28 protein-coding genes and 1 pseudogene are annotated in these 25,615 nt (G+C 68.9%); 16 read left to right on the forward strand and 13 right to left on the reverse strand.

The annotated features are described in order from the left end of the window. The first annotated feature begins 6 nt into the window (after nt 1–6). The 6 genes from tkt (at nt 7) to aat (ending at nt 6,709) form a co-directional block, all read left to right on the forward strand. Nucleotides 7–2,028, forward strand: a complete 2,022-nt coding sequence (gene tkt / locus E3U26_RS21425; protein WP_114535964.1) for a transketolase — start codon at nt 7–9, stop codon at nt 2,026–2,028. Nucleotides 2,029–2,215: 187 nt separating this feature from the next. Then, nucleotides 2,216–3,157, forward strand: coding sequence for a DMT family transporter (locus E3U26_RS21430; RefSeq protein WP_499106556.1), 942 nt, complete (start codon nt 2,216–2,218; stop codon nt 3,155–3,157). Continuing rightward, nucleotides 3,154–4,050, forward strand: coding sequence for a lysophospholipid acyltransferase family protein (locus tag E3U26_RS21435; RefSeq protein ID WP_072462437.1), 897 nt, complete (start codon nt 3,154–3,156; stop codon nt 4,048–4,050). Before E3U26_RS21430 ends, E3U26_RS21435 begins: the two co-directional genes overlap by 4 nt. Before the next feature lie 103 nt (nt 4,051–4,153). Next, nucleotides 4,154–4,672 carry an acetyl-CoA carboxylase biotin carboxyl carrier protein gene (gene accB / locus E3U26_RS21440; protein ID WP_499106557.1) on the forward strand — a complete coding sequence of 173 codons (519 nt, stop codon included), beginning with the start codon at nt 4,154–4,156 and terminating at the stop codon, nt 4,670–4,672. 7 nt (nt 4,673–4,679) lie between these two features. Further along, nucleotides 4,680–6,032, forward strand: a complete 1,353-nt coding sequence (gene accC, locus E3U26_RS21445) for an acetyl-CoA carboxylase biotin carboxylase subunit (RefSeq protein WP_072462439.1) — start codon at nt 4,680–4,682, stop codon at nt 6,030–6,032. Nucleotides 6,033–6,067: 35 nt separating this feature from the next. Continuing rightward, nucleotides 6,068–6,709: a leucyl/phenylalanyl-tRNA--protein transferase gene (gene aat, locus E3U26_RS21450; RefSeq protein WP_072462440.1), complete on the forward strand. Its 642-nt coding sequence runs from the start codon at nt 6,068–6,070 to the stop codon at nt 6,707–6,709. On the opposite strand, the gene E3U26_RS21455 is transcribed toward aat, so the two are convergent. The 3 genes from E3U26_RS21455 to E3U26_RS21465 are packed head-to-tail and all read right to left on the reverse strand — an operon-like array spanning nt 6,673 to nt 8,010. Beyond that, on the reverse strand, nt 6,673–7,167 hold the full coding sequence (locus E3U26_RS21455) for a DUF2155 domain-containing protein (RefSeq protein ID WP_083539128.1): 495 nt from the start codon (nt 7,165–7,167) through the stop codon (nt 6,673–6,675). The genes aat and E3U26_RS21455 overlap by 37 nt on opposite strands. Beyond that, nucleotides 7,164–7,631, reverse strand: a complete 468-nt coding sequence (gene mlaD, locus E3U26_RS21460) for an outer membrane lipid asymmetry maintenance protein MlaD (protein WP_072462441.1) — start codon at nt 7,629–7,631, stop codon at nt 7,164–7,166. Before mlaD ends, E3U26_RS21455 begins: the two co-directional genes overlap by 4 nt. Before the next feature lie 4 nt (nt 7,632–7,635). Beyond that, the gene (locus E3U26_RS21465; protein ID WP_058096017.1) at nt 7,636–8,010 is read right to left on the reverse strand and encodes an NADH:ubiquinone oxidoreductase subunit NDUFA12; all 375 of its coding nucleotides are present in this window, start codon (nt 8,008–8,010) and stop codon (nt 7,636–7,638) included. Between E3U26_RS21465 and E3U26_RS21470 the strand changes: the two genes are divergently transcribed. Further along, nucleotides 8,009–8,308: a hypothetical protein gene (locus E3U26_RS21470; RefSeq protein ID WP_449044295.1), complete on the forward strand. Its 300-nt coding sequence runs from the start codon at nt 8,009–8,011 to the stop codon at nt 8,306–8,308. The genes E3U26_RS21465 and E3U26_RS21470 overlap by 2 nt on opposite strands. A 545-nt stretch (nt 8,309–8,853) precedes the next feature. Here E3U26_RS21470 and clpX read toward each other — a convergent pair. Together clpX and E3U26_RS21480 are read right to left on the reverse strand one after the other, a co-directional pair. Continuing rightward, entirely contained in the window at nt 8,854–10,119 is a 1,266-nt protein-coding gene (gene clpX, locus E3U26_RS21475; protein WP_036759847.1) for an ATP-dependent Clp protease ATP-binding subunit ClpX, read from the reverse strand. Nucleotides 10,120–10,281: 162 nt separating this feature from the next. Next, entirely contained in the window at nt 10,282–10,911 is a 630-nt protein-coding gene (locus tag E3U26_RS21480; protein WP_036759845.1) for an ATP-dependent Clp protease proteolytic subunit, read from the reverse strand. Nucleotides 10,912–11,107: 196 nt separating this feature from the next. Between E3U26_RS21480 and pth the strand changes: the two genes are divergently transcribed. From pth to E3U26_RS21495, 3 genes are read left to right on the forward strand one after another with little or no spacing between them, the layout of a single operon-like run. Continuing rightward, nucleotides 11,108–11,815: an aminoacyl-tRNA hydrolase gene (pth, locus tag E3U26_RS21485; protein ID WP_499106559.1), complete on the forward strand. Its 708-nt coding sequence runs from the start codon at nt 11,108–11,110 to the stop codon at nt 11,813–11,815. After that, entirely contained in the window at nt 11,812–12,858 is a 1,047-nt protein-coding gene (locus tag E3U26_RS21490; RefSeq protein ID WP_499106560.1) for a DUF2332 domain-containing protein, read from the forward strand. The genes pth and E3U26_RS21490 overlap by 4 nt, the downstream gene beginning before the upstream one ends. Nucleotide 12,859: 1 nt before the next feature. Then, nucleotides 12,860–13,234, forward strand: coding sequence for a DUF2237 family protein (locus tag E3U26_RS21495; RefSeq protein WP_072462444.1), 375 nt, complete (start codon nt 12,860–12,862; stop codon nt 13,232–13,234). Here E3U26_RS21495 and E3U26_RS21500 read toward each other — a convergent pair. Together E3U26_RS21500 and E3U26_RS21505 are read right to left on the reverse strand one after the other, a co-directional pair. Then, on the reverse strand, nt 13,231–13,590 hold the full coding sequence (locus E3U26_RS21500; protein ID WP_499106563.1) for a YigZ family protein: 360 nt from the start codon (nt 13,588–13,590) through the stop codon (nt 13,231–13,233). The two genes, E3U26_RS21495 and E3U26_RS21500, sit on opposite strands and share 4 nt — an antisense overlap. Then, nucleotides 13,587–14,009, reverse strand: coding sequence for a Fur family transcriptional regulator (locus E3U26_RS21505; RefSeq protein ID WP_072462445.1), 423 nt, complete (start codon nt 14,007–14,009; stop codon nt 13,587–13,589). The genes E3U26_RS21500 and E3U26_RS21505 overlap by 4 nt, the downstream gene beginning before the upstream one ends. A gap of 107 nt (nt 14,010–14,116) precedes the next feature. Between E3U26_RS21505 and E3U26_RS21510 the strand changes: the two genes are divergently transcribed. The 4 genes from E3U26_RS21510 to E3U26_RS21525 are packed head-to-tail and all read left to right on the forward strand — an operon-like array spanning nt 14,117 to nt 17,571. Then, nucleotides 14,117–15,022: a metal ABC transporter substrate-binding protein gene (locus E3U26_RS21510; protein ID WP_499106566.1), complete on the forward strand. Its 906-nt coding sequence runs from the start codon at nt 14,117–14,119 to the stop codon at nt 15,020–15,022. Next, entirely contained in the window at nt 15,015–15,881 is an 867-nt protein-coding gene (locus E3U26_RS21515) for an ATP-binding cassette domain-containing protein (protein ID WP_499106567.1), read from the forward strand. Before E3U26_RS21510 ends, E3U26_RS21515 begins: the two co-directional genes overlap by 8 nt. Beyond that, nucleotides 15,878–16,738 carry a metal ABC transporter permease gene (locus E3U26_RS21520; RefSeq protein WP_036759834.1) on the forward strand — a complete coding sequence of 287 codons (861 nt, stop codon included), beginning with the start codon at nt 15,878–15,880 and terminating at the stop codon, nt 16,736–16,738. The genes E3U26_RS21515 and E3U26_RS21520 overlap by 4 nt, the downstream gene beginning before the upstream one ends. Beyond that, the gene (locus E3U26_RS21525; RefSeq protein ID WP_499106569.1) at nt 16,738–17,571 is read left to right on the forward strand and encodes a metal ABC transporter permease; all 834 of its coding nucleotides are present in this window, start codon (nt 16,738–16,740) and stop codon (nt 17,569–17,571) included. The genes E3U26_RS21520 and E3U26_RS21525 overlap by 1 nt, the downstream gene beginning before the upstream one ends. Here E3U26_RS21525 and E3U26_RS21530 read toward each other — a convergent pair. Further along, on the reverse strand, nt 17,568–18,311 hold the full coding sequence (locus tag E3U26_RS21530; RefSeq protein WP_499106571.1) for an SDR family oxidoreductase: 744 nt from the start codon (nt 18,309–18,311) through the stop codon (nt 17,568–17,570). The two genes, E3U26_RS21525 and E3U26_RS21530, sit on opposite strands and share 4 nt — an antisense overlap. A 15-nt stretch (nt 18,312–18,326) precedes the next feature. Beyond that, nucleotides 18,327–19,772, reverse strand: coding sequence for an aldehyde dehydrogenase family protein (locus E3U26_RS21535; RefSeq protein ID WP_499106573.1), 1,446 nt, complete (start codon nt 19,770–19,772; stop codon nt 18,327–18,329). A 121-nt stretch (nt 19,773–19,893) separates the two neighbouring features. On the opposite strand from E3U26_RS21535, the gene E3U26_RS21540 reads away from it, so the two are divergent. After that, the gene (locus tag E3U26_RS21540; protein ID WP_499106575.1) at nt 19,894–20,601 is read left to right on the forward strand and encodes a VIT1/CCC1 transporter family protein; all 708 of its coding nucleotides are present in this window, start codon (nt 19,894–19,896) and stop codon (nt 20,599–20,601) included. Nucleotides 20,602–20,685: 84 nt separating this feature from the next. Then, nucleotides 20,686–21,982: pseudogene (locus tag E3U26_RS21545) on the forward strand (IS701 family transposase). Nucleotides 21,983–22,024: 42 nt separating this feature from the next. On the opposite strand, the gene E3U26_RS21550 reads toward E3U26_RS21545, so the two are convergent. Genes E3U26_RS21550 through E3U26_RS21565 form a run of 4 tightly spaced genes read right to left on the reverse strand, consistent with a single transcriptional unit; the run spans nt 22,025 to nt 25,590 of the window. Beyond that, nucleotides 22,025–22,780 (reverse strand): ABC transporter ATP-binding protein, encoded by a 756-nt coding sequence (locus tag E3U26_RS21550; RefSeq protein ID WP_499106577.1) that lies wholly within the window; start codon nt 22,778–22,780, stop codon nt 22,025–22,027. Nucleotides 22,781–22,826: 46 nt separating this feature from the next. Further along, on the reverse strand, nt 22,827–23,681 hold the full coding sequence (locus E3U26_RS21555) for an ABC transporter ATP-binding protein (RefSeq protein ID WP_499106578.1): 855 nt from the start codon (nt 23,679–23,681) through the stop codon (nt 22,827–22,829). Next, nucleotides 23,678–24,583, reverse strand: a complete 906-nt coding sequence (nikC, locus tag E3U26_RS21560; RefSeq protein ID WP_116220934.1) for a nickel transporter permease — start codon at nt 24,581–24,583, stop codon at nt 23,678–23,680. Before nikC ends, E3U26_RS21555 begins: the two co-directional genes overlap by 4 nt. Then, nucleotides 24,580–25,590 (reverse strand): ABC transporter permease, encoded by a 1,011-nt coding sequence (locus E3U26_RS21565; RefSeq protein WP_072462472.1) that lies wholly within the window; start codon nt 25,588–25,590, stop codon nt 24,580–24,582. Before E3U26_RS21565 ends, nikC begins: the two co-directional genes overlap by 4 nt. Between the last annotated feature and the right edge of the window lie 25 nt (nt 25,591–25,615).

The following is a 25,615-nucleotide window of genomic DNA, read 5'->3' on the forward strand; positions in this document are numbered from 1 at the left end:
CCCGATATGGACATCGCCGCCCGCCGCAAGGCCGATCCCGCCCACTGGCGCCTCGCCACCGCGATCCGCGCCCTTTCCATGGACGCCGTCGAGGCGGCGAACTCGGGCCACCCCGGCATGCCGATGGGCATGGCCGACGTCGCCACGGTCCTGTTCCGCGACCACCTGAAATTCGACGCCGCCGCGCCGAACTGGTTCGACCGCGACCGCTTCGTGCTGTCGGCGGGCCATGGCTCGATGCTGATCTATTCGCTGCTCCACCTGACCGGCTACGAGCAGATGTCGATCGACCAGATCCGCAACTTCCGCCAATGGGGCGCGATCACCGCCGGCCATCCCGAATACGGCCATGCCGAGGGGATCGAGACGACGACCGGCCCGCTGGGCCAGGGCATCGCCACCGCCGTCGGCTTCGCCATCGCTGAAGAGGCGATGCGCGCCCAGTTCGGCGAGGGCCTGTGCAACCACAAGACCTGGGTCATCGCCGGCGACGGCTGCCTGATGGAGGGCATCAGCCAGGAGGCGATCGGCCTGGCCGGCCACCAGAAGCTGAAGAACCTGATCGTCCTTTGGGACAACAACGACATCACCATCGACGGCCGCGTGTCGCTGTCGGATTCGACCGACCAGCTGAAGCGCTTCGAGGCCTCGGGCTGGCGCACGCTCAGCTGCGACGGCCACGACCCGGCCGACATCGCCCGCGCCCTGGCCGATGCGGCCAGCGGCAAGGACGACCGCCCGGTGCTGGTCGCCTGCAAGACCATCATCGGCTTCGGTGCGCCCAACAAGCAGGACAGCTCGGGCGTGCATGGCTCGGCGCTCGGCGCGGCCGAGATCGCCGCCGCGCGCGAGGCGCTCGGCTGGGATGCCGCCGCCTTCACCGTGCCCGATGACATCCTGGCCGACTGGCGCGCCATCGGCGCCAAGGGCCGGGCGGAACGCGAAGCCTGGGCCGCCCGCGTCGATGCGGCGGAAAACCGCGACGAATTCGCCCGCCGCATCTCGGGCGGCACCAGCGAGCGGCTTGCGCCCACCATCGCCGCGCTCAAGCAGCAGGCGCTGGCCAGCAAGCCCAAGGTCGCGACCCGCAAGGCCAGCGAGATGGTGCTGGAGGTGCTGAACCCCGAACTGCCCGAGACGCTGGGCGGCTCGGCCGACCTGACCGGCTCGAACAACACCAAGACCAAGGATCTGGGCATCTTCACGCCGGAAAACCGCCAGGGCCGCTATATCCACTACGGCATCCGCGAACATGGCATGGCGGCGGCGATGAACGGCATCTGGCTGCACGGCGGCTTCCGCCCCTACGGCGGCACCTTCATGTGCTTCACCGATTACGCGCGCGGGGCCATGCGGCTTTCGGCGCTGATGGGCCTGCCGGTGACCTATGTCATGACCCATGACAGCATCGGCCTGGGCGAGGACGGCCCGACCCACCAGCCGGTCGAGCACCTGGCGATCTGCCGCGCCACGCCCAACACGCTGACCCTGCGCCCCTGCGACCTGATCGAGACCGCCGAGGCCTGGGAAATCGCGCTGTCGAGCGAATCGACGCCCACGGTCATGGCGCTGTCGCGCCAGAACCTGCCGCTGCTGCGCGAGGATGCGGGGTCCGAGAACCTCTCGGCCAGGGGCGCCTATGTCCTGCGCGAGGCCAGCGCCGAGCCCAGGGTGATCCTGATGGCCTCGGGCTCCGAGGTGGAAATCGCCGTTGCCGCCCGCGACGCGCTCGAGGCCGAGGGCGTGCCGACCCGCGTGGTCTCGGTCCCGTCGATGGAGCTTTTCCGCGACCAGGACGCCGAATACCGCCGGCAGGTCCTGCCCGCCGGCACCGTGCGCATCGCCATCGAGGCCGCGGTGCGCCAGCCCTGGGACTGGCTGCTCTTGGGCGAGCGCGGGCGCGAGGAAACCTCGGGCTTCATCGGCATGACCGGCTTCGGCGCCTCGGCCCCGGCGCCGACGCTCTACAAGGAATTCGGCATCACCGCCGAGGCGACCATCGCCGAGGCCCGCCGCCTGCTCGGCTGACCCATCCGGGCCGCGCCCTTTCCGGCGCGGCCTGCCCAATCCCGGCCCCGAAGCCTGGTCCCCTCGAATCCCCGCCCGGCTTCTTCGTTCCCCAAATACCCATGCGACGGCGCGGGCAGGCACCCGCTCCGCCCCCATGGACCCCGCCGCCGCCCACGGGCATAAGCGGGAACAAGAGGGACATGCCATGACACCGCCCGAACCCAGCCCCGGCGCCTTGCCGCCGATCCTCGCGCCCGCGGGCGATCCGGCGCGCTCGGCGCAATTGCGCGGCATTCTGCTCCTGCTGCTGGCGATCTTCCTCTTCACGCTGATGGATGCCACCGGCAAGCATCTCTCGACGCTCTACCATCCGGTGCAGGTGGTCTGGGTGCGCTTCGTCACCAACCTGGCCATCGTCGCGGTCATCTTCGCGCCGCGGCTGCGCCATGCCCTCGCCACCCGGCGCCCGGCGGTGCAGTTCTTCCGCGGCGTGACGCAATTCAGCTCGGGCCTGCTGTTCTTCAGCGCGCTGCAATTCATCGGCCTGGCCGAGGCAACCGCGATCATGGACCTCAACCCGGTGCTGATCACGCTGGGCGCGGCCGTCTTTTTGGGCGAATCCATCGGCATCCGCCGCATCCTCGGCATCCTCGCCGCCTTCTGCGGCGCCATGCTCATCATCCGCCCCGGCGCCGGCGTCTTCCATCCCGCGGCGCTGCTGGCGCTCACCGCGGCCTTCACCTATGCCGCCGGCGCCATCCTGACCCGCGTGGCGAGAAGCGATTCCACCACGACCTCGATTCTGTGGTCGGCGCTGGTCGGCACGGTCCTCTCCTCGCTCGCCGTGCCCTTCGTCTGGCAGCCCATCGCGGCCGGCGACCTCTGGGCCTTCCTGCTGCTCGGCGGGCTCGGCACGGCGGCGCAGGCGCTGCTGATCCGCGCCTTCTCGCTGGCCGAGGCGGCGGCCATCGCCCCCTTCGGCTATACCGGGCTGGTCTGGGCCGGGCTCTGGGGCTGGCTGTTCTGGGGCACCCTGCCCGACCTCTGGACCCTCATCGGCGCGTTGATCATCGTGGCCGCGGGCCTATATGTCTGGATGCGCGAGGCCCGCGCGATGAACCGGGCCGCCGGAACGGGGCCGCAATGACCGAGACCGACACCGAGACCCAGGAGCCCGCCCCGCTGCGCGACCGCATCGCCAATGGCGCCTTCCTGGCCGTCATGGGGCTGGCGCGCATCCTGCCCTATCGGCGGCGCGTGCCCGCGATGGGCTGGTTCTTTGCCCATCTGCTTGGCCCGCTGGCGGGCTGGCGCCGGCGCATCCGCGCCAACCTGGCCATGGCGCGTCCCGACCTTTCCGCGGCCGAGGTCCGCCGCCTGACCCGCGCGGTGCCCGACAACGCCGGCCGCTCGCTGGCCGAGATCTATTCCGGCACCGAGTTCACCGACCGCATCCATGCCGCCGACCCGCTGGCCGGCCCCGGCCTGCCGGCGCTGGAACAGGCCGCGCAGGCGGGCCGGCCGGTGATCCTGGCCGTGGCGCATTTCGGCAATTACGACGCCATGCGCGCGGCGCTTGCCGGGCGCGGCTGGCCGGTCGGCGCGCTTTACCGGCCGATGAACAACGAGGCGTTCAACCGCCATTACATCCCCGCCATGCGCGCCATCGCCGAGCCGATGTTCCCGCGCGGCCGCGCCGGGCTTGCGGCGATGCTGCGCTTTCTCAAGGGTGGGGGCTGGCTGTCGCTGGGCTTCGACCAGTTCGACGTCCACGGCGCCGAGCTGCGCTTTTTCGGCCTGCCGACCAGGACGGTGCTGACCCCGGCGGAACTGGCGCTGCGCTATGATGCGCTGATCCTGCCCATCGCCGGGGTGCGCCAGCCCGACGGGCTGAGCTTTCGCGTCGAGGTCGGCGCGCCCATCCCCCACAGCGACGCCCCGACCATGATGCAGGCGCTGAACGACGATCTGGAGCGGCTGGTCCGCGACCATATGGAGCAGTGGTTCTGGGTCCATCGGCGCTGGAAACGCAGGGGCTAGGCGGCGAATCCCTTTCCCTTGGGTTGCCCGACGGTCTATAAGGACGCCCAAATCCGCCGCGCAATCAGAACGCGGGCCCCGACAACGACATCCAGAGGACGGCATGAGCGACGATTCCAAACACGCTGGTCAAGACAAGCGCCATCACGAGGGCGATGTCGCCTTCATCCAGGCGCTGGCCGAACTGCTCGATCGCAACGAATTGACCGAACTGACCGTCAAGCGCGAATATGACGAAAACGACCGGCTGACCGTCAGCCTGTCCAAGCACCAGAAACAGGCCGCGCCGCAAGCCATGCCGGCCACCTTCGCCGCCCCCGCGGCGATGGCCCCCGCCGCCGCCCCGGCCGCGGCCGCAGCCCCCGCCAGCGAGGATCCGGCCAGCCTGCCCGGCGTCGTGACCTCGCCCATGGTCGGCACCGCCTACCTGGCGCCCGAGCCCGGCGCCACGCCCTTCGTCGCCATCGGCCAGCAGGTCAAGGAAGGCGAGACGCTGATGATCGTCGAGGCGATGAAGACGATGAACCACATCCCCTCGCCCCGCTCGGGCACGGTCAAGCGCATCCTCGTCGACGACGGCAGCCCGGTCGAGTTCGGCGCGCCCCTGATGGTCGTCGAGTGAGGCGCGGATGTTCGACAAGATCCTGATCGCCAACCGCGGCGAGATCGCGCTGCGCGTGATCCGCGCCTGCCGCGAAATGGGCATCGCCTCGGTCGCCGTGCATTCCACCGCCGATACCGATGCGATGCATGTGCGCATGGCCGACGAATCCGTCTGCATCGGCCCGCCGCCCTCGACCGACAGCTACCTGTCGCAGCCCGCCATCATCTCGGCCTGCGAGATCACCGGCGCGCAGGCGGTGCATCCCGGCTATGGCTTCCTGTCGGAAAACGCCGCCTTCGTGCAGATGGTCGAGGATCACGGCATCACCTTCATCGGCCCCTCGGCCGAGCATATCCGCATCATGGGCGACAAGATCACCGCCAAGGAGACGGCGAAGTCGCTGGGCATCCCGGTGGTGCCCGGCTCGGACGGCGGTGTGGCGGACGTGGCCGCGGCCAAGCAGGTGGCGGCGCAGATCGGCTATCCGGTCATCATCAAGGCCACCGCCGGTGGCGGCGGGCGCGGCATGAAGGTCGCCAATGACGAAGCCGGGCTGGAGACCGCCTTCCGCACCGCCCGCGCCGAGGCCAAGGCCGCCTTCGGCAACGACGAGGTCTATATCGAGAAGTACCTGCAGCGCCCGCGCCATATCGAGGTGCAGGTCTTTGGCGACGGCCGCGGCCGCGCCGTGCATCTGGGCGAGCGCGACTGTTCGCTGCAGCGCCGCCACCAGAAGGTCTTCGAGGAAGCGCCCGGCCCGGTCATCACCGCCGAGCAGCGCGCCCGCATCGGCGGCATCTGCGCCAATGCCATGGCCAAGATCGGCTATCGCGGCGCAGGCACCATCGAGTTCCTGTTCGAGGACGGCGAGTTCTACTTCATCGAGATGAACACCCGCCTGCAGGTCGAGCATCCTGTGACCGAGGCGATCTTCGGCGTCGACCTGGTGCGCCAGCAGATCCTGGTCGCCGCCGGCGAAGAGATGGAGTTCCACCAGGAAGACCTGCAGATCCGCGGCCATGCCATCGAGGTGCGGATCAATGCCGAGAAGCTGCCGAACTTCACCCCCTCGCCCGGCACCATCTCGCAATATCACGCGCCGGGGGGGCTGGGCGTGCGGATGGATTCGGCGATCTATGACGGCTACCGCATCCCGCCCTATTACGACAGCCTGATCGGCAAGCTGATCGTGCATGGCCGCGACCGCCCCGAGGCGCTGGCACGGCTGAATCGCGCCCTGGGCGAGCTGATCGTGGACGGGATCGACACCACCGTGCCGCTGTTCCGGGCGCTGATCGAGAATCCCGACATCCAGCGCGGCGATTACTCGATCCACTGGCTGGAACGCTGGCTGGCCGAGATGGCCGTCAGCGCCTGAGCGATGCGACAGGCGGCACGACCGGCGGTCCCTGCATGAGCAGCAGGGGCCTGACTGCCGAACGGATGCTGGCCGCCTATGCCCAGGGGGTGTTTCCGATGGCGCAATCCGCCTCGGATCCCCAGCTTTACTGGTTCGAGCCGGGGCTGCGCGGCATCCTGCCGGTGGGCGGGGTGCATGTCTCGCGCTCGATGCGGCGCGTGCTGCGCCATTGCGGCTGGCATGCGACCCTCGACTGCGATTTCGTCGGCGTGGTCCAGGGCTGCGCCGATCGCGCGGAAACCTGGATCAACGCCCCCCTGATGGCGCTTTACCGCGATCTGTTCCGCATGGGCCACGCCCATTCGCTGGAGATCCGGGCCGGCGACGCGCTGATCGGCGGCATGTTCGGCCTGACGCTGGGCGGGGCCTTCTTTGCCGAAAGCATGTTCTCGCGCCGGCCCAATGCCTCCAAGGCGGCGCTGATCTGGATGTCCTCGCATCTGGCGCGCTGCGGCTTCACGCTGTGGGACACGCAATATCCGAACCCGCATCTCGCCTCGATGGGCGGCCAGGCCATCCCGCGCCTGGAATATCGCCGGCGGCTGGCGGTCGCGCTAAAGGTCCGGGCCGACCTGACCGCCCATGCCCTGCCCGGCGTTCAGGCCCTGTTGCAGGAAATCACCCAGACGTCATAGCGCGGATCGTCCAGCGCCGAGAGCGCCGGGGACGAGGCGATCATCCAGCCCGCAAACAGCCGGGCATTGGCCTGATGGTCGGTGATCGTCAGCTCGGCATAGGCGTCCGAGGTCGGGTCCGCCGCCGGATAGCGGCATTCCGCCAGGCTCAGCTGAAGCCGGCCAAAGGCGATCGACTCGCCCACGGCCAGGGTAAAATCCTGCGTCCGGCCGGTGATCTTGTCGAGGCCGCGCAGCTGCGCGCCGGTGCCGCGCGCCGTCTCGGGGCCGCGGGCGGCTTCGGCGGCGCGCTGCCGCTCCGCCGCCGAGGGCTCGACGGGGACCACCGCATCGGGATCGTCGCTGAAGGCCGGGTCGATCATCAGCTGCTGGTCCTCGGCCGGCTCCTCGTCCTGGGCGAGGACGGGACTGGCTGCCAGCAGCAGGCACAGGCAGGCGCGGGTCAGAAGATCGGTCATGGGCTGTCGTCCGTGCTTTGCGCATCCACGAATTTCATCATCAGCGAGATCAGGCTGACCGCGCCCTGCACATCCTCGATCTCGTCGCCCGGCGCCAGGTTGTCGGGCGCGCCGCCCGGCTGCAATTCGATATAGGCGCCGCCCAGCAGCCCGTCCGACTGGATCAGCGCCGCGCTGTCGCTGGGCAGGCGGATGCCGTCGGGCAGGCGCAGCCGCGCCTCGGCGAAATAGGTCTGCGGGTTCAGGTCGACCGCCGAGACCCGCCCCACCCTGACGCCGGCAACGCGGACATCGGTGCCGACCTCGATGCCGTCCACGTTGGGAAAGGCCGCGCGCAACTCATAGCCGCCCGCCAGCTGCGCCCCCAGCCTGCCGCCGGCGGTGGACCAGGCCAGGAAGCCGGCCGCCACGGCCAGGACCGCCGCGCCAACCCAAAGCTCGGCCCGTTCGGCGGCGGTGTTCATGCGCCTACTCGGGCTGCCAGGCGTCGTAGTCGCGCCGCTCGACCGGCTGTGCGCGATAGAGCGAGCCCGCCGGGTGATAGGCGGCCGGCGTCCCGGTCAGGTTCGGCTCATGCGGCTTTTCCCAGGGCTTGTGCGGCAGCGGGGCCGCGGTCGGCGGCTCCTTGTAGGTGTGATGCAGCCAGCCGTGCCATTCGGGCGAGATGCGGCTTGCCTCGGCCTCGCCGTTATAGATCACCCAGCGCCGCTTGCCGCCGCCGGACTGGTAATAGACATTGCCCTGATCGTCCTCGCCGACCTTTTCGCCGTAAAGCTTGGTCCAGACCTGGGTGTTCAGGGTCTGGCTGTTCCACCAGGTCAGAAAGCGCAGCAGAAACGACATGGGTGCGAACCTCATCAATCGGGTGTGGCCGAGATATGCCGCAAGTTGCGGCGAAGGTCCAGAGACGCTTGGCCGCAGCCGTGCCCGGACAAGGCAAATCGACGCGGCCGGGGGGCCGGCTCATCGCGGCGGGATCAAGGCTCTGAAGGAGGCCAATGCCCGGCTCTCCATCGCTCCCCTGCTGAATGCTGGCGAGTTCTCGACCATTTCCGAGAACCTGACCGAGGCCGATGTGGCGATCCGGGAAACCCCCTACGGACAGCGCACCCCAGTTTTCCCAAGATCCAGGATGCGATGAGATCCCCCTCCCGAGTTGCTCTCGGGAGGGTTTCTCATTGCTCCTGGTCGGGGGGCTTATATGGAGAGTCTCGGCTCTTGACTGGGGCCTGGAGAGCAAGCCCAGAAGCGTCAGTCGGCCCAGATTGACGATCTGCTGCACCAATAGAACTGCCATCCCCAGGATGACTGAAAGCATTCCCAGGAACAGCAGCCCGAAGGCGATCAGGCGGATGATGCGCAGCAGCCGCGCGATAGCGTTGGGCCGGAAACCCGGCGGAGCCCGCGCAGGGACAAGCCGTAGTCGCAGGCCAGCAGCTGGATGCGGTTCACCCCGGCGGAGCCCGCACGGGGACAAGCCGATCCGAGCGCGGCCGGGAACCTTACGCGCCGACAAACCATTGCGGCCCGCCGGACGGAGACGTTCTCCGTGCAGATGGACGCGCGCGGAGGGGTAAACGAAAAAGGCGGCGCCCATGGCCCCGCCTGCACCACGTCGACCGACCCGCCGCGGCGCGGGATCGGCAGCCGCCAAGGCGGCCGGCCGAGCCCCTATGCGATGCGAGCCTAGCCCGCGGTCGCGGTTTCCTTTTTCGAATCGGTGTGGATCAGCAAAGGCTTGGCTGCGGGATTGTCCACCGCCTCCTCGTTGACCACCACCTCCTCGACGCTGCTCATGCCGGGCAGGTCGAACATCGTGTCCAGCAGGATGTCCTCCATGATCGAGCGCAGGCCCCGCGCGCCGGTCTTGCGCTTGATGGCGCGGCGGGCGATGGCGACCAGCGCGTCCTCGGTGAAGGTCAGCTTCACGCCCTCGAGGTCGAAGAGCCGCTGATACTGCTTGACCAGCGCGTTCTTGGGCTGGGTCAGGATGGTGATCAGCGCCTGTTCGTCCAGGTCGCCCAGCGTGGCGATGACCGGCAGGCGGCCGACGAATTCCGGGATCAGGCCGAATTTCAGCAGATCCTCGGGCTCGAGCTGCTTGAACAACTCGCCCACGCCCTTGTCGTCGTCCTCCTTGACGTTGGCGCCGAAGCCCATCGCCGTGCCCTTGTTGCGCTGCGCGATGATCCGGTCCAGCCCGGCAAAGGCACCGCCGCAGATGAAGAGGATATTGGTCGTGTCCACCTGCAGGAATTCCTGCTGCGGATGCTTGCGCCCGCCTTGCGGCGGCACCGAGGCGACCGTGCCCTCCATGATCTTCAGCAGCGCCTGCTGCACCCCCTCGCCCGAGACGTCGCGGGTGATCGAGGGATTGTCGGACTTGCGGGTGATCTTGTCGACCTCGTCGATATAGACGATGCCGCGCTGCGCCCGCTCGACGTTGTATTCGCTGGCCTGCAGGAGCTTGAGGATGATGTTCTCGACATCCTCGCCGACATAGCCGGCCTCGGTCAGCGTGGTGGCGTCGGCCATGGTGAAGGGCACGTCCAGGATGCGCGCCAGCGTCTGCGCCAGCAGCGTCTTGCCGCAGCCGGTCGGGCCGATCAGCAGGATGTTCGACTTGGCCAGCTCGATGTCGGTCTTGGAGCTGTGGTTCAGCCGCTTGTAGTGGTTGTGGACGGCCACCGACAGCACGCGCTTGGCATGTTCCTGGCCGATCACGTAATCGTCCAGCACGTTGCAGATCTCGCGCGGGGTGGGCACGCCGTCGCCGGATTTCAGCGCCGAGGACTTGGTCTCCTCGCGGATGATGTCCATGCAGAGTTCGACGCATTCATCGCAGATGAACACGGTCGGACCGGCAATCAGCTTGCGCACCTCATGCTGGCTCTTGCCGCAGAAGCTGCAATAGAGCGTGTTCTTGCTGTCGCCGCCGGTCGGATTGGCCATCAGTTCATCCTCGTATAGCACCGGAGGCCCGGCAAAAGCGCCGGACGACCGCCTGTTCCGGACGTGGCCAGGCCACGCCATGCGTTGCCCATCATGTTACGAGCCCCCCCGGCCCGTCACAATCCCCAAAACGCCTGCCCCGCCAGCTTCCCGCAGCCGTGATCACTGGCCCGGCTCGGCCTTGCCGCGCGCCGTCAGGATCTCGTCGATGAGGCCCCAATCCTTCGCCTCCTGCGGCGACATGAAGCGGTCGCGCTCCAGCGCCTCCTCGACCTCTTCCAGCGTGCGGCCGGTGTGCTGGACATAGATCTCGTTCAGGCGCCGCTTGAGCTTTTCGGTCTCGCGCGCATGGATCAGAATGTCGGTCGCCTGGCCCTGGAAGCCGCCCGAGGGCTGGTGGACCATGATGCGGCTGTTCGGCAGCGAGAAGCGCTGCCCCGGCTGGCCTGCGCACAGCAGCAGCGAGCCCATCGAGGCCGCCTGCCCCACCACCAGCGTCGAGACGCGCGGCTTGATGTATTGCATCGTGTCATAGATCGACAGGCCCGCCGTCACCAGCCCGCCGGGGCTGTTGATATACATGCTGATGTCCTTGGTCGGGTTTTCCGCCTCGAGAAACAGCAGCTGCGCCGAGATCAGCGTCGCCATGCCGTCATGCACCGGGCCGGACAGGAAGATGATCCTTTCCTTCAGCAGGCGCGAGAAGATGTCATAGGCACGTTCGCCCCGGCTGGTCTGTTCGACGACCATGGGGACGAGGGTGTTCATGTAGAATTCTGCCGGATCGTGCATGTCTGTCCTTGCTTTTGTCCCTGCCTGGCCTGTCCGTTTCGCGATTCGTCCCAAGGCCCCTGTCCCGTTCGACCGCTCTTAGACGCGAAAGGTTGACAGAGTCTTAGTAACGCCGGGCCCCGAGGACAAGAGAGCGATAAAATTTGCTCCTGCCCGGCCGGGCCGGTAATCTGGCGCCCGAGCGACGGAGAAACGCATGAAACTGATCGTCGGCCTGGGCAATCCGGGCGCGAAATACGCCACGAACCGGCACAATGTGGGCTTCATGGCGGTCGATCGCATCGCCGCCGACCACGGCTTTGCCCCCTGGCGCGCGCGTTTCCAGGGCGAGATCGCCGAAGGGCGGCTGGGGGGCATGCGCGTCACCCTGCTCAAGCCCGGAACCTTCATGAACCTGTCGGGCCAGTCGGTCGGCGAGGCGATGCGCTACCTGAAGCTCGGGCCCGAGGACGTGACCGTGCTGCATGACGAGCTGGACCTCGCCCCCGGCAAGCTGCGGCTGAAGACCGGCGGCGGCCATGCCGGGCACAACGGGCTGCGCTCGCTGCACCAACATATCGGCGAGGGCTATCGCCGGCTGCGCATCGGCATCGGCCATCCCGGCGACAAGAATCGCGTGTCGGGCTATGTGCTGTCGGATTTCGCCAAGGCCGAAGAGGCCGGGCTGGACGATCTGCTGCGCGGCATCTCGGAGGGGGCGGAGGCGCTGGCGGCGGGGGAGGATGCGCGGTTCATGAACGCGGTCGCGGCGCGGGTGGCGCCGGCGCGCAACAGCGGCACCCGCCCCGAGAACCCCGGCAAGGGATCGCCGGAAAGGCCCGCGGCGAAACCCGCCAACGACCTCGCCGCCGAGCCGCCCAGCCTCTCCGACCGGCTCAGGGCGCTGACCGAGCGGTTCCGGTGACGGCCTGGCGCGAGGCCTTCGCCTTGCAGGCGGGGGCCTGCCGCGCGCTCGGCTCGCCGCTCACGGCCCGTATCTGCGAACAGCTGGCGCTGGTCCTGGCCGAGGGCGACGGCGCGCTGGCGCGGCGGGTGCGAACCTGGCCCGGCGATCCCAGCCACCGCGGCGATTCGCTGCCGCTGCGGCTTTGCGGGGCGCTGCATGCGCTGGTGCTGAGCGGGCGCGACCCGGAACTGGCGCGGGCCTATGCCGGGGGCGATGATGCATGGCTTCGTCAGAAGATTTCCAAAGCAATTCATCAGCATCAGCCGCATATGCTGGAATGGCTCGAGCTTGCGCCGCAGACCAATGAGGTCGCCCGCGCCGCGGTGCTGATCGCTGCGGGCCGGCACTTGGCCGGCGAGCTTCCCGGATGCCGCTTTGACTTACTGGAGCTGGGGGCGAGTGCTGGACTGAACCTGAACTTTCCCCTCTATCATCTTGATATAGCCGATGAAGACCAGACTGCCGGAGACGATGCGACGCTTGTCCGGCTTGCCCCGGAATGGCGCGGCGCGATCCCGGCCCATGCCCTGCTGGCGACCGGCGCGGCGCGGGGGGTGGACCTGAACCCGCTCGATCCGGTGCGCGACGGGCTGCGGCTTCTGTCCTATATCTGGGCGGACCAGCACGCGCGGCTGGAGCGGATGCAGGCGGCGCTGGCCCTGGCCCGGAACCATCCGCCGCGGGTGGATCGCGGCGATGCGGGCGACTGGCTGCCGGCCCGGCTGGCCGAACCTTGCAACCATGGCAGGCTTGTCTATCACACCGTTGCGGCGCAATATTTTCCCGCCGCCACGCGCGCGCGGATCGAGGCCGCGCTGCAGGCCGCCGGCGCGCAGGCCAGCCCCGAGCGCCCCCTGGCGCATCTGTCCATGGAGGCCGACGGCGGCGAGGGCGCGGCGCTGGCCCTGCGGCTCTGGGCCGGCGGCGGGATGCGGCAATGGAGCCTCGGCCGAGCGGATTTCCATGCCCGCTGGATCGACTGGCAGCCGAAGGAGACCTGACATGGACCCCGCGCTCAACGTCCTTGGCGGCAAGCTTGCGCCCTGCTCGACCGCGCCGCTGACCGGATTTTTCCGCGACGGCTGCTGCAATACCGGCCCCGAGGATCGCGGCCGGCATACGGTCTGCGTCGTGGTGACGGCCGAGTTCCTGGCGCTGTCGAAATACCTGGGCAACGACCTCAGCACGCCGCGGCCCGAGTTCCGCTTTCCGGGGCTGAAGCCGGGCGACCGCTGGTGCCTTTGCGCCGCGCGCTTCCTGCAGGCCGCGCAGGAATTCGCCGCGCCCGAAGTGGTGCTGGAGGCCACCCATGCCCGCACGCTGGAGATCGTGCCGCTGGAACTGCTGCAAGCCCATGCCGTGAAGGGCGAGGACTAGCGCCCCACCTGCGCCAGATAGTGCCGCACTGCATCGACGACATGGCGAAAGCGGTCGCCCCCCAGGTGCTTGCCGCCATACCAGCGCGTCACGATCACCACATGGTCGGTCAGCCCGGCCCGCTCCAGCATCTGCAGGATGATCTGGCCGGCACCGGTTTCGCCGTCGTCGTCGCGCACCGCCTCGCCCGACAGGATCGCGGCCCAGCTGTTGTGCGTCGCCTTGGCGAAACGCTTGTTGCGGCGCAGCTCGGCCAGCAGCGCCTCGGCCTCGGCGCGCGTCCGTGCCGGCCCGCCCGACACCGCATAGCGCGAGCCGCGGTCCGAGATGATCTTGTCGAAGACCGCCAGGCTCATCTCCGCCGCCGGACATAAAGCTCCAGCCGGTGGCGGACGATCTCATAGCCCATCTCGGCGGCGATCTCGGCCTGCAGGCGCTCGATGCGCTCGTTGACGAATTCCATGACCTCGCCGGTCTCGACGTCGATCATGTGGTCGTGGTGGCTGCCGTCGGCGGGCTCGAACCGCGCCGGTTCGCCCTCGAACTCCAGCTTCTGGATCACGCCCTGCGCCTCGAGCGCCGAGAGCGTGCGGTAGACCGTCGCCAGCGACACCCCCGCCCCCGCCGCCATGGCGCGCTGGTGCAGCTGCGTCGCGTCGGGGTGGTCCTCGGCCCCGGCCAGCACGCGCAACAGCGCCGCCCGCTGGCGGGTGATGCGCACGCCGGCACGGCGCAGCGCGGCCTCGAAGGCTTCGGCGCGGGTTTCGATCTCCATGCGGTTTTCTGGCCCAGATGCGAAGAAATTGCAACTGGCTTGACAGTTGAGAATCGTTCGCAGATAAACGGCAACAGAATCAGGCCCACGGGAACAAGAATCGGACCATGAAGCGCAGAACATTCCTGACCACGGCCCTTGCCGGGCTGGCCGCCCCCGCCATCCTTTCCGCCCCGGCGCTGACGCAGGGCGGCAAGTTCAAGGTGGCGACCACCTTCACCATCATCGCCGACATGGCGCGCAACGTGGCCGGGGACCGCGCCGAGGTGGTCTCGATCACCAAGCCGGGGGCCGAGATCCACGGTTACGAACCGACCCCCAGCGACCTGATCGGCGCCCGCGACGCCAGCCTGGTCCTGCGCAACGGGATGAACCTGGAACTGTGGTTCGAACAGTTCCTGCGCAACCTGGGCGACCTGCCCTCGGCCACGCTGACCGAGGGGATCGAGCCGATGCCGATCTCGGGCGGGCATTACGACGGCAAGCCCAACCCGCATGCCTGGATGGCGCTGGACACGGCGCTGGTCTATGTCGACAACATCGCCGCCGCCCTGTCCCAGGTCGACTCCGAGGGCGAGGGCAGCTATCGCGCCAATGCCGGCCGCTACAAGGGCGAGATCGCCCGCACCATCGGCCCGCTGCGCGACGCCGCCCGCGCCCTGCCCGAGGAGCGGCGCTGGCTGGTCACGTCGGAGGGTGCGTTTTCCTATCTGGCGCGGGATTTCGGCCTGCGCGAGCTGTTCCTGTGGCCGATCAACGCCGATGCGCAGGGCACGCCCCAGCAGGTGCGCCGCGTGGTCGATGCGATCAGGCAGCACAAGATCCCGGTGGTGTTTTCGGAAAGCACCGTCTCGGACCGCCCGGCCAGGCAGATCGCGGCCGAGACCGGGGCGCGCTATGGCGGCGTGCTTTACGTCGACAGCCTGTCCGAGGCCGGCGGGCCGGTGCCGACCTACCTGGACCTGCTGCGCGTGACCTCGGAAACCATCGTTGAGGCGCTGAGCGATGCGTGACGCCCTGGGCATCGAGGTATCCGGCCTGACCGTGGCCTATCGCAACGGCTTCACCGCCCTGCGCGACGCGAATTTCACCGTGCCGCAGGGCTCGGTCACGGCGCTGGTGGGGGTGAACGGCTCGGGCAAGTCCACGCTGTTCAAGGCACTGATGGGCTTTGTTCCGGCCGCCGCCGGCAAGGTGCGGGTGCTGGGCCTGACCGTGCCGCAGGCGCTGCGCCGCAACCTGATCGCCTATGTGCCCCAGGCCGAGGAGGTGGACTGGTCCTTTCCGGTGCTGGTCGAGGACGTGGTGATGATGGGCCGCTACGGCCATATGGGCTTTCTGCGCCGGCCGCGGCCCGAGGATCGCCGCGCCGTGGACGAGGCGCTGGCGCGGGTGAACATGCAGGACTTCCGCCACCGCCAGATCGGCGAGCTTTCGGGCGGCCAGAAGAAGCGCGTCTTCCTGGCCCGCGCCCTGGCGCAGGGCGCCTGGGTGATCCTGCTCGACGAGCCCTTTACCGGCGTGGACGTCAAGACCGAATCCGCCATCATCGCGCTGTTGCAGGAAATGCGGGACGAGGGGCGGGTCATGCTGGTCTCGACCCACGACCTCGGCTCGGTGCCGGAATATTGCGACCGGGTGGTGCTGATGAAGAACACGGTGCTGGCCCATGGCCCCACGGCCGAGGTCTTCACCCCCGACAACCTGCGGCTGGCCTTCGGCGGCGTGCTGCGCCATTTCGTGCTGGGGCCGCGGCACCTGCACGACGACGACGACCCGCGCGGCCTGACCGTGCTGTCGGACGACGAGCGCCCGCTGGTGTTTTACGACGACAAGCAGCGCAGCGCCCGCGAAGAGGCGGCGCCGAAATGATCCGCACGCTGCTGGTGCCCTTCGAATACAGCTACATGACCGACGCGATCTGGGTCTCGGCCCTGGTCGGCGGGGTCTGCGCCTTCCTGTCGGCCTATCTGATGCTCAAGGGCTGGTCGCTGATCGGCGACGCGCTGTCCCATTCCATCGTGCCGGGCGTCGCCGGGGCCTACATGCTGGGCCTGCCCTTCGCGCTGGGGGCGTTCCTGTCGGGCGGGCTCGCGGCGCTGACCATGCTGTTTCTGAACAAGCGCACGGGCCTGCGCGAGGATGCGATCATCGGCCTGATCTTCACCGGCTTCTTCGGGCTGGGGCTGTTCATGGTCTCGCTCAACCCGATGGCGGTTTCCGTGCAGACCATCACCATGGGCAACATCCTGGCGATCACGCCCGGCGACACGCTGCAACTGGCGCTGATCGGCGGCATCTCGGCGCTGGTGCTGGCAGCGAAATGGCGCGACCTGATGGTGGTGTTCTTCGACGAGAGCCACGCCCGCACCATCGGGCTGAACCCGCAAGCGCTGAAGGTGCTGTTCTTCACGCTGCTCTCGGCCTCGACCGTGGCGGCGATGCAGACCGTCGGCGCCTTCCTGGTCGTGGCGCTGGTGGTGACGCCCGGCGCCACCGCCTATCTGCTGACCGACCGCTTTCCGCGGCTGATCCTGCTGTCGGTGGCGATCGGCTCGCTCACCTCGGCCATTGGCGCCTATGTCTCGTTCTTCCTCGACGGCGCGACCGGGGGGGTGATCGTCTGCCTGCAGACGCTGATCTTCCTGGCCGCCTTCCTGCTGGCGCCGAAGCACGGGCTTCTGGCCGCCCGCCGCCGCGCCCGCGACGCACTGAAGGAGGCCGCGTGATGGACTGGCTGCTGATGCCCTTTTCCTTCCCCTTTATGCGCGATGCGGCGCTGATCGGGCTGATAATCGCGCTTCCGGCGGGGCTTTTGTCCTGCTTTCTGGTGCTCAAGGGCTGGTCGCTGATGGGCGATGCGGTCAGCCATGCCGTGCTGCCCGGCGTGGTGCTGGCCTATGTCGCGGGCCTGCCGCTGATCCTTGGCGCCTTCCTGGCGGGCCTGGGCTGCGCGGCCCTGACCGGCTGGATCCAGGACAACAGCCGCGTCAAGGCCGACACCGTGCTGGGCGTGGTCATGTCGGGCATGTTCGGGCTGGGGGTGGTGCTTTACACCGCGATCCAGACCGACCTGCACCTGGACCATATCCTGTTTGGCAACATGCTGGGCGTCGGCCCCGAGGATCTGCGCCTTGCCGGCGGCATCTCGGCCATGGTCGGGCTGGTGCTGGTGCTGAAATGGCGCGATTTCGCGCTCCTGGCCTTCGACCCGGTGCAGGCGCGGGTGTCGGGGCTGGCGTTCAACCTGCTGAACTACGGGCTGCTCGCCATGATCTCGGCCACGGTGGTCGCCATGCTCAGCTCGGTCGGCATCATCCTGGCCGTCGCGCTGCTGATCGCGCCGGGGGCGGTGGCCTTCCTGCTGACGCGCCGGCTGTCCGCCATGCTGGCCACCTCGGTCGGCGTCGCGGCATTCGGGGCGGCCAGCGGGGTCTGGGCCAGCTTCTGGCTGAACAGCGCGCCGGCACCGACCATCGTGCTGGTGCTGACGGCGCTGTTCGTGCTGGCCTTCCTGTGGCGCAGCATCGCCACGCGGCGGGCGCAGGGCGTGACGGGCTAGACCGTCCGCCCGCCATCGACCTCGAGGATGACGCCGGTGATGAAATCGGCCTCGTCCGAGGCCAGGTAGAGCGCCGCATTGGCGATGTCGCGCGGCTTCGACAGCCGGCCCAGCGGGATGGTCGAAAGGAAGCGGGCGCGGTTCTCGGGCGTGTCCTCGCAGCCCATGAACCGCTCCAGCATCCCGGTCTCGCCCATGACCGGGGCAATGGCGTTCACGCGGATGCCCTCGGGCGCCAGTTCCGCCGCCAGGCTGCGGGTCAGGGTGTTCACCGCGCCCTTCGAGGAATTGTACCAGCTCAGCCCCGGCCGCGGCCGGATGCCGGCGGTCGAACTGACGTTGATCATCACCCCCTGCCCGCGCGTCCGCCAATGCGGCAGCACTGCATGGGTCATGTGAAAGATCGACAGCACGTTGATGTCGTAGATCTTGCGGAACGCCGCCTCGTCGGTGTCCAGAAGCGGGCCGTTCGGCGTGGTCCAGCCGGCGTTGTTCACCACGATGTCGAGGGCGCCGAAGGCTTCGCGCGCCTTGTCCACCGCCGCGCGGACCTGGTCGCCCCGGCCCACGTCGCAGGCCAGCGCAAGCCCGTCGATCCCCTCGGCCACCGCCGCCGCGCCTTCGCCGTCGATGTCCAGCACCGCCACCCGCGCCCCCTCGCGCGCGAAGGTTTCGGCGATGCCGCGCCCGAAGCCCGAGGCGCCGCCCGTCACCAATGCCGTCTTGCCTTGCAGCCGCATGATCTTTCCCTCCCTTTATGCGAAACGATGAACCACGGTCTTCAGCCGCGAGAATTCGTAAAGCGCGGCGAAGCCCTTTTCGCGCCCGTGGCCGGATCTGCGCAGCCCGCCGAAGGGCAGCTCGATCCCGCCCCCGGCGCCATAGGCATTGATGAAGACCTGTCCGCAGCGCATGGCGCGGGCCATGCGCGCCTGGCGGTCGCCGTCGCGGGTCCAGATGCCGGCGACCAGCCCGTATTCGGTGCCGTTGGCGATGGCCACGGCCTCGGCCTCGGTGTCGAAGGGGATGGCGGCCAGCACCGGGCCGAAGATTTCCTCCTGCGCCAGCGGGCTTGCCGGATCGACCGGGCCGAAGAGCGCCGGCGCGACGTAGAAGCCCGCCGCCGGCGCGTCCCCGGCAATGGCGCCGCGGGCGATCAGCGGCGCCGCGGCCCCGGCGATGTAGCCTTCGACCCGCGCCTTCTGCCGGGCCGAGATCAGCGGGCCCAGCAGCGCGCCTTCTGCCGGGCCCGCCTCGACCGCGCGGAAGCGTTCGGCCAGCATGGCGGTCAGCCGGTCCCAGATGCCGCGCTGGATCAGCACGCGCGATCCGGCCGAGCAGGTCTGGCCGCCGTTCTGCACGATGGCACCCACGATCACCGGCGCGGCGGCCTCGAGGTCGGCGTCGTCGAAGACGATCTGCGGCGACTTGCCGCCCAGTTCCAGCGTGCAGGGAATGTGATTGCGCGCCGCGGCGATCCCGATGGCCTGGCCGACCTGGGGCGAGCCGGTGAAGCTGATGAAATCGACGCCGGGATGTTCGGACAGCGCCCGCCCGGCCACCGCGCCGCGCCCGGTGACGATATTGATCGCACCGGGTGGAAAGCCGCTCTCGGCCGCAAGCGCGCCCAGGCGCAGGATGGTCAGGCAGGCATCCTCGGCCGGCTTGGTCACGGTGGCATTGCCCATGGCCAGCGCCGCGCCGACCGAGCGGCCGAAGATCTGCACCGGATAGTTCCAGGGGATGATATGGCCGGTGACGCCATGCGGCTCGCGCAGGCTGATGGCGTCATGGCCGTTCAGGAAGGGGATCACCTCGCCATGCAGCTTGTCGGCCGCGCCGCCGTAATATTCGAAATAGCGCGCCAGCGCCGCCATGTCGGCGCGGGACTGGGCGATGGGCTTGCCGTTGTCGCGGGTTTCCAGCTGCGCCAGCGTCTCTGCCTCGGCCTCGATGCGCAGGGCAAGGCGCAGCATCAGCCGGCCGCGCTCGGCGGCGGTCAGGCGGCCCCAGTCGCCCTCGAAGGCGGTGCGGGCAGCGCGGATCGCGGCATCCACGTCCTCGGGGCCGGAATCGGCGATGGCGGCGAAGGGCCGGCCGTCGAGGGGCGAGATCATCGGCATCTCGCGCCCCGAGGCGGCCGGGCGCCAGGCGCCGCCGATCAGGTTGCGCGGCGGCGGCAGGATCGGGTCGTGGAGCATGTCACCTCCGTCCGGCGGGATTCGCCTGGGCGCAGCGTGACGGCGCCGGGCGCGGGACGCAAGGCTGGCAAATCCGGCGGGGCCGGTTAATCTGCCCGCGATGCAGCAGCCGAGGCCAGCCATGAGCAAGCAACCCAGCGCCCATCCCGACGATCCGCATTACGTCAGCCGCCTGGGCTGGCTGCGCGCCTCGGTGCTGGGGGCGAACGACGGCATCGTCTCGACCGGCGCGCTGATCACCGGGGTCGCCGCGGCCGATCCGGGACGCGAGGCGATCCTGATCGCCGGGCTTGCCGGGCTGGTCGCGGGGGCGATGTCCATGGCCATGGGCGAATATGTCTCGGTCAGTTCGCAATCGGATACCGAGCGCGCCGACATCGCCCGCGAACGCACGGCCCTGCGCGAGATGCCCGAGGCGGAGCTGCACGAGCTGGCCGCCATCTACGAAACGCGCGGCATGAGCCCCGGCACCGCCCTGCAGGCCGCGCGCGAAGTGACCGAGCATGATGCGCTGGCCGCCCATGTCCGCGACGAGCTGGGGCTCAGCGAGGCGTCGAACGCGAACCCGCTGCAAGCGGCGGTGGCCTCGGCCGCGACCTTCAGCACCGCGGCGTCGGTGCCGCTCTTGGCGGCGGTGTTCGCGCCCGGCGACCAGGTCGTCGCCAGCGTGCTGGTCGCGGTGCTGGTCGCACTGGGGACGCTGGGGGCGCTGGGGGCCTGGGCCGGCGGCGCCCCGCCCGGCCGGGCGGTGCTGCGGGTGACGGCGGGCGGAACCCTGGCGCTGGCGGCCACCGCCGGCATCGGCAAGATCTTCGGCGTGGCGGTCTAGCACTACTTTGGCAGAAGTGCATTTTCAGGATTCCCAAGAGTCACTTGCGGTGATTCATAGAGTGCCAGCTTGTGGAGGCTGGCGATGGCGGATGATCGACGGGACGATCTGACGGAGTGGCTTCGTCCCTTTGTGGCAACATTGGGCGACCGGCGCCGGGCGCGGATGTGTCCGGCTTGCGTTGAGGGGCTGATTGGTCCTGGCGATCGCAAGAGCGTGCAGCCCATGGCGATGCGTTCGCCCGGGATTGGTTATGACCAACTTCATCATTTTATTGGTGCCGCGCTGTGGGCCAGCGCGCCGCTGGAGAAGGAACTGTGCCGGCAGGCAGACGCCTTGGTTGGTGGCAGCGATGCTTGGTTGATTATTGATGATACCGCGTTGCCCAAGAAGGGGCGTGCCTCAGTTGGGGTAGCACCGCAGTACCCGTCGGCGCTCGGCAAGAACGCCAACTGCCAGACCCTTGTGTCGGTGACGCTGGCATCAGGCGAAGTGCCCGTGATGATCGGGCTTCGGCTGTTTCTGCCCGAGAGCTGGACCAGTGATAGGGCGCGCATGGATCGGGCAAAGGTTCCTGACGAGGCGCGCACCTACCGTACCAAGCCGGAGATCGCATTGGCCGAGATCGACCGTGTGCGCAGCGCAGGTGCGCGCTTTGGCGGCATCCTGGCCGACGCCGGCTATGGCCTGTCTGGCCCGTTCCGGCAGGCGCTCACCGAGCGTGGACTGATCTGGGCCGTGGGCATCGCTCACAAGCAGAAGGTCTACTCGGCCAACCTTACCCTGATCTTCCCGGTCGCCGGGCGCGGGCGACCGCGTAAGAACCATGTCCCCGATGTCCCATCTCGTCCGGCGCAGGATACTTGAGAATGCGAAGTGGCAGGCCGTGAGTTGGCGGCGCGGCACGAAAGGCAAGCTCTCAGCCCGGTTCGCTGCCATGCGCGTCCGCGTTGGCCTGCGGACCGCCGCAGCGCATTGGCAATCTTGGCCAGCAGCATCTGCCCGGCGAGGAGGTCTGGCTGGTCGGCGAGCACCGTTCCACCGGCGAGCGCAAATACTACCTCAGCAACCTGCCGGCCGACACACCGCTCAAGAAACTGGCCGGGGCCATCAAGGCCCGTTGGGTCTGTGAGCAAGCCCATCAGCAGCTCAAGGAAGAGTTGGGCCTTGACCACTTCGAGGGCCGATCATGGCAGGGCCTGCACCGACATGCGCTCATGCCATGATCGCGTTCGCCTTCCTGCAAGCCCGACGCCTGAAGGCAGCGGGTCGGAAAAAAAAGGGCCCCAGCTGCCCCGCCGCAACCGAGCCTACCAGCTATCAGACAGACGATCTTGATCCAGCTCAGTCAGCCGCCGCCCAACTGTCCCCACTGCCGTAGGAAGTGGCGAAAAATGCTCAACAGACTTCTGCCAAAGTAGTGCTAGGATTCGCGGACATAGCTGGCGCTGGCGGCGATCAGCGCGCGGGCGTAATCGCCCTGCGCCGCGCCCGCGCGCAGGCTGGCGGCGTCCATTTCCTCGACGATCCGGCCCGCGCGCATCACCGCCAGCCGGTCGCACATATGCGCCACCACCGCCAGGTCGTGGCTGACCAGGACATAGCTCAGCCGCCGCTCGGCCCGGATGTCGGCAAGCAGGTTCAGGATCTCGGCCTGCACGCTGACATCGAGCGCCGAGGTCGGCTCGTCGAGCAAGAGGAGCCTGGGCTCGGCCGCGAGCGCGCGGGCGATGGCGACGCGCTGGCGCTGGCCGCCCGACAGCTGGTGCGGATAGCGGAAGCGGAAGCCCTGCCCCAGCCCGACCTGGTCCAGAAGCCGGGCGATGCGGGCGTCGATCCGGTCCATGCCCTGCAGGCGCAGGGTTTCCGACAGCACCCGGTCCACGGAATGGCGCGGATGCAGGCTGGCATAGGGATCCTGGAACACCATCTGCACGGTCTTGTGGAAGCCGCGCGAGCGGCGGCGGCCGGCGACGGCTTCGCCCGCGACCTCGATGCGGCCCGACCAGCTGTCGACGAGCCCGGCGATGGCGCGCAGGATCGTGGACTTGCCCGAGCCGCTTTCGCCGACGAGGCCGAAGCTTTCGCCCGGCCGGACGGCGAAGCTGGCGGATTTCACCGCATCGACGCGCTCGGGCGGATGGCCGAACCAGACATCCAGATCCTCGACCGTCAGCATGGGTTGCACCGGGGCGGATGGGTATTTGGGGAACGAAGAAGCCGCATCATGCCGCGCCCTCGGGCGGGGCGTCGCGCCAGCCCGCCTGCCTTTGCAGGACCGCGAGCCGTTCCACCGGGCGGTCGAGGCGCGGCAGGCTGTTCAGCAGGCCCTGGGTATAGGGGTGGCGGGCGGCGTGCAGATCGCGCGCGGCCAGTTCCTCGACCACGCGGCCGGCATACATGATCAGGACGCGGTCGCAGAATTGCGCCACCAGGTTCAGGTCGTGGCTGATGAAGATCAGCCCCATGCCGCGGGTGCGCACCAGCCGGTCGAGGATGCGCAGCACCTCGTTCCTGACCGAGACGTCCAGCGCCGAGGTGGGTTCGTCCGCGATCAGGATCTCGGGGTCGGGGGCCAGCATCATCGCGATCATGATGCGCTGGCCCATGCCGCCCGAGACCTCGTGCGGATAGGCATCGAAGACCCGCTCGGGGTCGCGGATCTGCACGGCTGCGAGCATTTCCAGCGCCTTGTCGCGGGCCTGGGCGCGGCTGACGCCCGTGTGCAGCCGGTAGCCCTCGACGATCTGGCGGCCGACGGTCATCACCGGGTTCAGGCTGAACTTAGGATCCTGCATCACCATGCTGATGCGCGCGCCGCGCAGGCGGCGCATCCGCCGCTCGGGCAGGTTCAGGATCGATTCGCCGCCAAGCGCCATGCGGTCGGCATCGACCCGCCCCGGCGGACGCACCAGGCCGAGGATGGCGCGGCCGGTCATGGTCTTGCCCGAGCCGCTTTCGCCGACCACGCCCAGCCGCTCGCGGCCCAGCTCGAAGCTGACGCCGCGCACCGCCTCGAACAGGCCCGAGCGGGTCGGGAAGGCGACGCGCAGGTTCCGGACCGAAAGCAGCGGCGTCATTCCCGGCCTCCCCTGGGGTCCAGCACGTCGCGCAGCCCGTCGCCGAGCAGGTTGAAGGCCAGGGACACGACGAAGATCGCCAGGCCGGGCATGGCCGCGACCCACCAGAAGTCCAGGATATAGCTGCGCCCGTCCGAGATCATCGCCCCCCATTCCGGCATCGGAGGCTGCGCGCCGAGGCCCAGGAAGCCCAGGCCCGCGGCCGAGAGGATGATCCCCGCCATGTCGAGCGCCACCCGCACGATCAGCGAGCTGACGCAGAGCGGCCAGACATGGCCGATCAGCAGCCGCAAGGGCCCCGCGCCCTGCAGCCGGGCGGCGGCGATATAGTCGGCGCGGCGGATGGTCAGCGTCTCGGCCCGCGCGAGCCGCGCATAGGGCGGCCATGAGGTGATGGCCAGCGCCAGCACTGCATTGCCGATGCCGGGGCCGAGGGCGGCGACGAAGGCCAGGGCCAGGATCAGCTTGGGGAAGGCCAGGAAGATGTCGGTGACGCGCATCAGCACCTGGTCGACCCAGCCGCCGGCGAAGCCCGCCACCGTGCCGACGAAGAGCCCGATCACCGGCGCGATCAGCGCCACGGTGCCGACGATGAACAGCGTGACCCGCGAGCCGAAGATCAGTCGCGACAGGATGTCCCGCCCCAGCGCATCGGTGCCCAGCCAATGCTGCGCGGAGGGCGGCTGCAACCGCTGGGCCAGGTTCTGCGCATAGGGGTTTTGCGGCGCGATCCAGGGCGCGAAACCCGCGACCAGCACCAGCAGGACCAGGATCGCGAGCCCGACCATCGCCAGCCGGTTGGCGCGAAAGGTCAGCCAGCCCTGGTAGAGCGCCCCGAGCCGGGCCTGCCGCCTTGTCTGCGGCGCGTCCGAAAGCAGCCATGCGCGGGTGGTCCGGGTCATGTCGCCCTCGGGTCCAGCAGGCGGTAGAGGATGTCGGAAAGCAGGTTCAGCGCCACGAAGCAGGTGCCGACCACCACGGTCCCGCCCAGCACCGCGTTCATGTCGCCGGCCAGCAGCGCCTTGGTGATATACTGGCCGATGCCGGGCCATGAGAACACGATCTCGGTCAGCACCGAGCCTTCCAGCAGCGAGCCGAAGCTCAGCGCGATCACCGTGACCAGCGGCACCAGGATGTTGCGGAAGGCATGGCCCCAGATCACCCGGCGCTCGGACAGGCCCTTGACGCGGGCGGTGACGACATATTCCGCCGAAAGCTGCTCCAGCATGAAGCTGCGGGTCATGCGGCTGATATAGGCAAGGCTGAAATAGCCCAGAAGGCCGGCCGGCAGCACGATATGGCTGAAGGCGTCGCGGAAGGCGGCCCAGTCGCCGGCGACCAGGCTGTCGACCAGGATCAGCCCGGTGACGGTGGGCACCATGCCGTCGTAGACGATGCCCTGCCGTCCCGGCCCGCCGACCCAGCCGAGGATGCCGTAGAACAGCAGAAGGCCCATCAGCCCCAGCCAGAAGATCGGCATCGAATAGCCAACCAGCGCCACCACGCGGGCGACCTGGTCGATCCAGCCGCCCCGGCGCGCGGCGGCGACCACGCCCAGCGGCACACCGACCAGCACGCCGATCAGCGTGCCCAGCGTCGCCAGCTCCAGCGTGGCCGGGAACACCCGCCGCAAGTCCTGCGCCACCGCATGGCCGGTCGAGATCGAGCGGCCGAAATCGCCGCGCAGCACCTCGGCCATGTAGCGCAGGAACTGCTGCCAGATCGGCTTGTCCAGCCCCATGGCCTGGTAGGCCGCGTCATATTGCGCCTGGGTCGCGCGCTCGCCCACCACCTTCAGCACCGGATCGATCGGCATGATGCGGCCGATGACGAAGGTGACGAGCAAAAGGCCCAGCAGCGTCAGCACCAGCGACAGGGCCACGCCGGCGAAGCGACGGCCCAGCCGCATGGCGCGCCCCGACGGCGCGCCGGCG

Origin of the sequence: Paracoccus ferrooxidans, assembly GCF_029909815.1 — a bacterium.
Taxonomy (GTDB): Bacteria; Pseudomonadota; Alphaproteobacteria; order Rhodobacterales; family Rhodobacteraceae; genus Paracoccus; species Paracoccus versutus.

Bases quoted from the DNA above. Each gene is read 5' to 3' on its own strand.
- aat (WP_072462440.1), top strand. From the start codon at position 6,068: ATGAGCAGCAGGGGCCTGACTGCCGAACGGATGCTGGCCGCCTATGCC.
- accC (WP_072462439.1), top strand. From the start codon at position 4,680: ATGTTCGACAAGATCCTGATCGCCAACCGCGGCGAGATCGCGCTGCGC.
- E3U26_RS21565 (WP_072462472.1), bottom strand. From the start codon at position 25,590: ATGCGGCTGGGCCGTCGCTTCGCCGGCGTGGCCCTGTCGCTGGTGCTG.
- E3U26_RS21540 (WP_499106575.1), top strand. From the start codon at position 19,894: ATGAGCAAGCAACCCAGCGCCCATCCCGACGATCCGCATTACGTCAGC.
- E3U26_RS21455 (WP_083539128.1), bottom strand. From the start codon at position 7,167: ATGACCGATCTTCTGACCCGCGCCTGCCTGTGCCTGCTGCTGGCAGCC.
- mlaD (WP_072462441.1), bottom strand. From the start codon at position 7,631: ATGAACACCGCCGCCGAACGGGCCGAGCTTTGGGTTGGCGCGGCGGTC.
- pth (WP_499106559.1), top strand. From the start codon at position 11,108: ATGAAACTGATCGTCGGCCTGGGCAATCCGGGCGCGAAATACGCCACG.
- E3U26_RS21480 (WP_036759845.1), bottom strand. From the start codon at position 10,911: ATGCACGATCCGGCAGAATTCTACATGAACACCCTCGTCCCCATGGTC.
- E3U26_RS21510 (WP_499106566.1), top strand. From the start codon at position 14,117: ATGAAGCGCAGAACATTCCTGACCACGGCCCTTGCCGGGCTGGCCGCC.
- E3U26_RS21500 (WP_499106563.1), bottom strand. From the start codon at position 13,590: ATGAGCCTGGCGGTCTTCGACAAGATCATCTCGGACCGCGGCTCGCGC.
- accB (WP_499106557.1), top strand. From the start codon at position 4,154: ATGAGCGACGATTCCAAACACGCTGGTCAAGACAAGCGCCATCACGAG.
- E3U26_RS21435 (WP_072462437.1), top strand. From the start codon at position 3,154: ATGACCGAGACCGACACCGAGACCCAGGAGCCCGCCCCGCTGCGCGAC.
- E3U26_RS21430 (WP_499106556.1), top strand. From the start codon at position 2,216: ATGACACCGCCCGAACCCAGCCCCGGCGCCTTGCCGCCGATCCTCGCG.
- clpX (WP_036759847.1), bottom strand. From the start codon at position 10,119: ATGGCCAATCCGACCGGCGGCGACAGCAAGAACACGCTCTATTGCAGC.
- E3U26_RS21530 (WP_499106571.1), bottom strand. From the start codon at position 18,311: ATGCGGCTGCAAGGCAAGACGGCATTGGTGACGGGCGGCGCCTCGGGC.
- E3U26_RS21515 (WP_499106567.1), top strand. From the start codon at position 15,015: ATGCGTGACGCCCTGGGCATCGAGGTATCCGGCCTGACCGTGGCCTAT.
- tkt (WP_114535964.1), top strand. From the start codon at position 7: ATGGACATCGCCGCCCGCCGCAAGGCCGATCCCGCCCACTGGCGCCTC.
- E3U26_RS21465 (WP_058096017.1), bottom strand. From the start codon at position 8,010: ATGTCGTTTCTGCTGCGCTTTCTGACCTGGTGGAACAGCCAGACCCTG.
- E3U26_RS21495 (WP_072462444.1), top strand. From the start codon at position 12,860: ATGGACCCCGCGCTCAACGTCCTTGGCGGCAAGCTTGCGCCCTGCTCG.
- E3U26_RS21550 (WP_499106577.1), bottom strand. From the start codon at position 22,780: ATGCTGACGGTCGAGGATCTGGATGTCTGGTTCGGCCATCCGCCCGAG.
- E3U26_RS21470 (WP_449044295.1), top strand. From the start codon at position 8,009: ATGGGTGCGAACCTCATCAATCGGGTGTGGCCGAGATATGCCGCAAGT.
- E3U26_RS21555 (WP_499106578.1), bottom strand. From the start codon at position 23,681: ATGACGCCGCTGCTTTCGGTCCGGAACCTGCGCGTCGCCTTCCCGACC.
- E3U26_RS21525 (WP_499106569.1), top strand. From the start codon at position 16,738: ATGGACTGGCTGCTGATGCCCTTTTCCTTCCCCTTTATGCGCGATGCG.
- E3U26_RS21535 (WP_499106573.1), bottom strand. From the start codon at position 19,772: ATGCTCCACGACCCGATCCTGCCGCCGCCGCGCAACCTGATCGGCGGC.
- E3U26_RS21505 (WP_072462445.1), bottom strand. From the start codon at position 14,009: ATGGAGATCGAAACCCGCGCCGAAGCCTTCGAGGCCGCGCTGCGCCGT.
- nikC (WP_116220934.1), bottom strand. From the start codon at position 24,583: ATGACCCGGACCACCCGCGCATGGCTGCTTTCGGACGCGCCGCAGACA.
- E3U26_RS21520 (WP_036759834.1), top strand. From the start codon at position 15,878: ATGATCCGCACGCTGCTGGTGCCCTTCGAATACAGCTACATGACCGAC.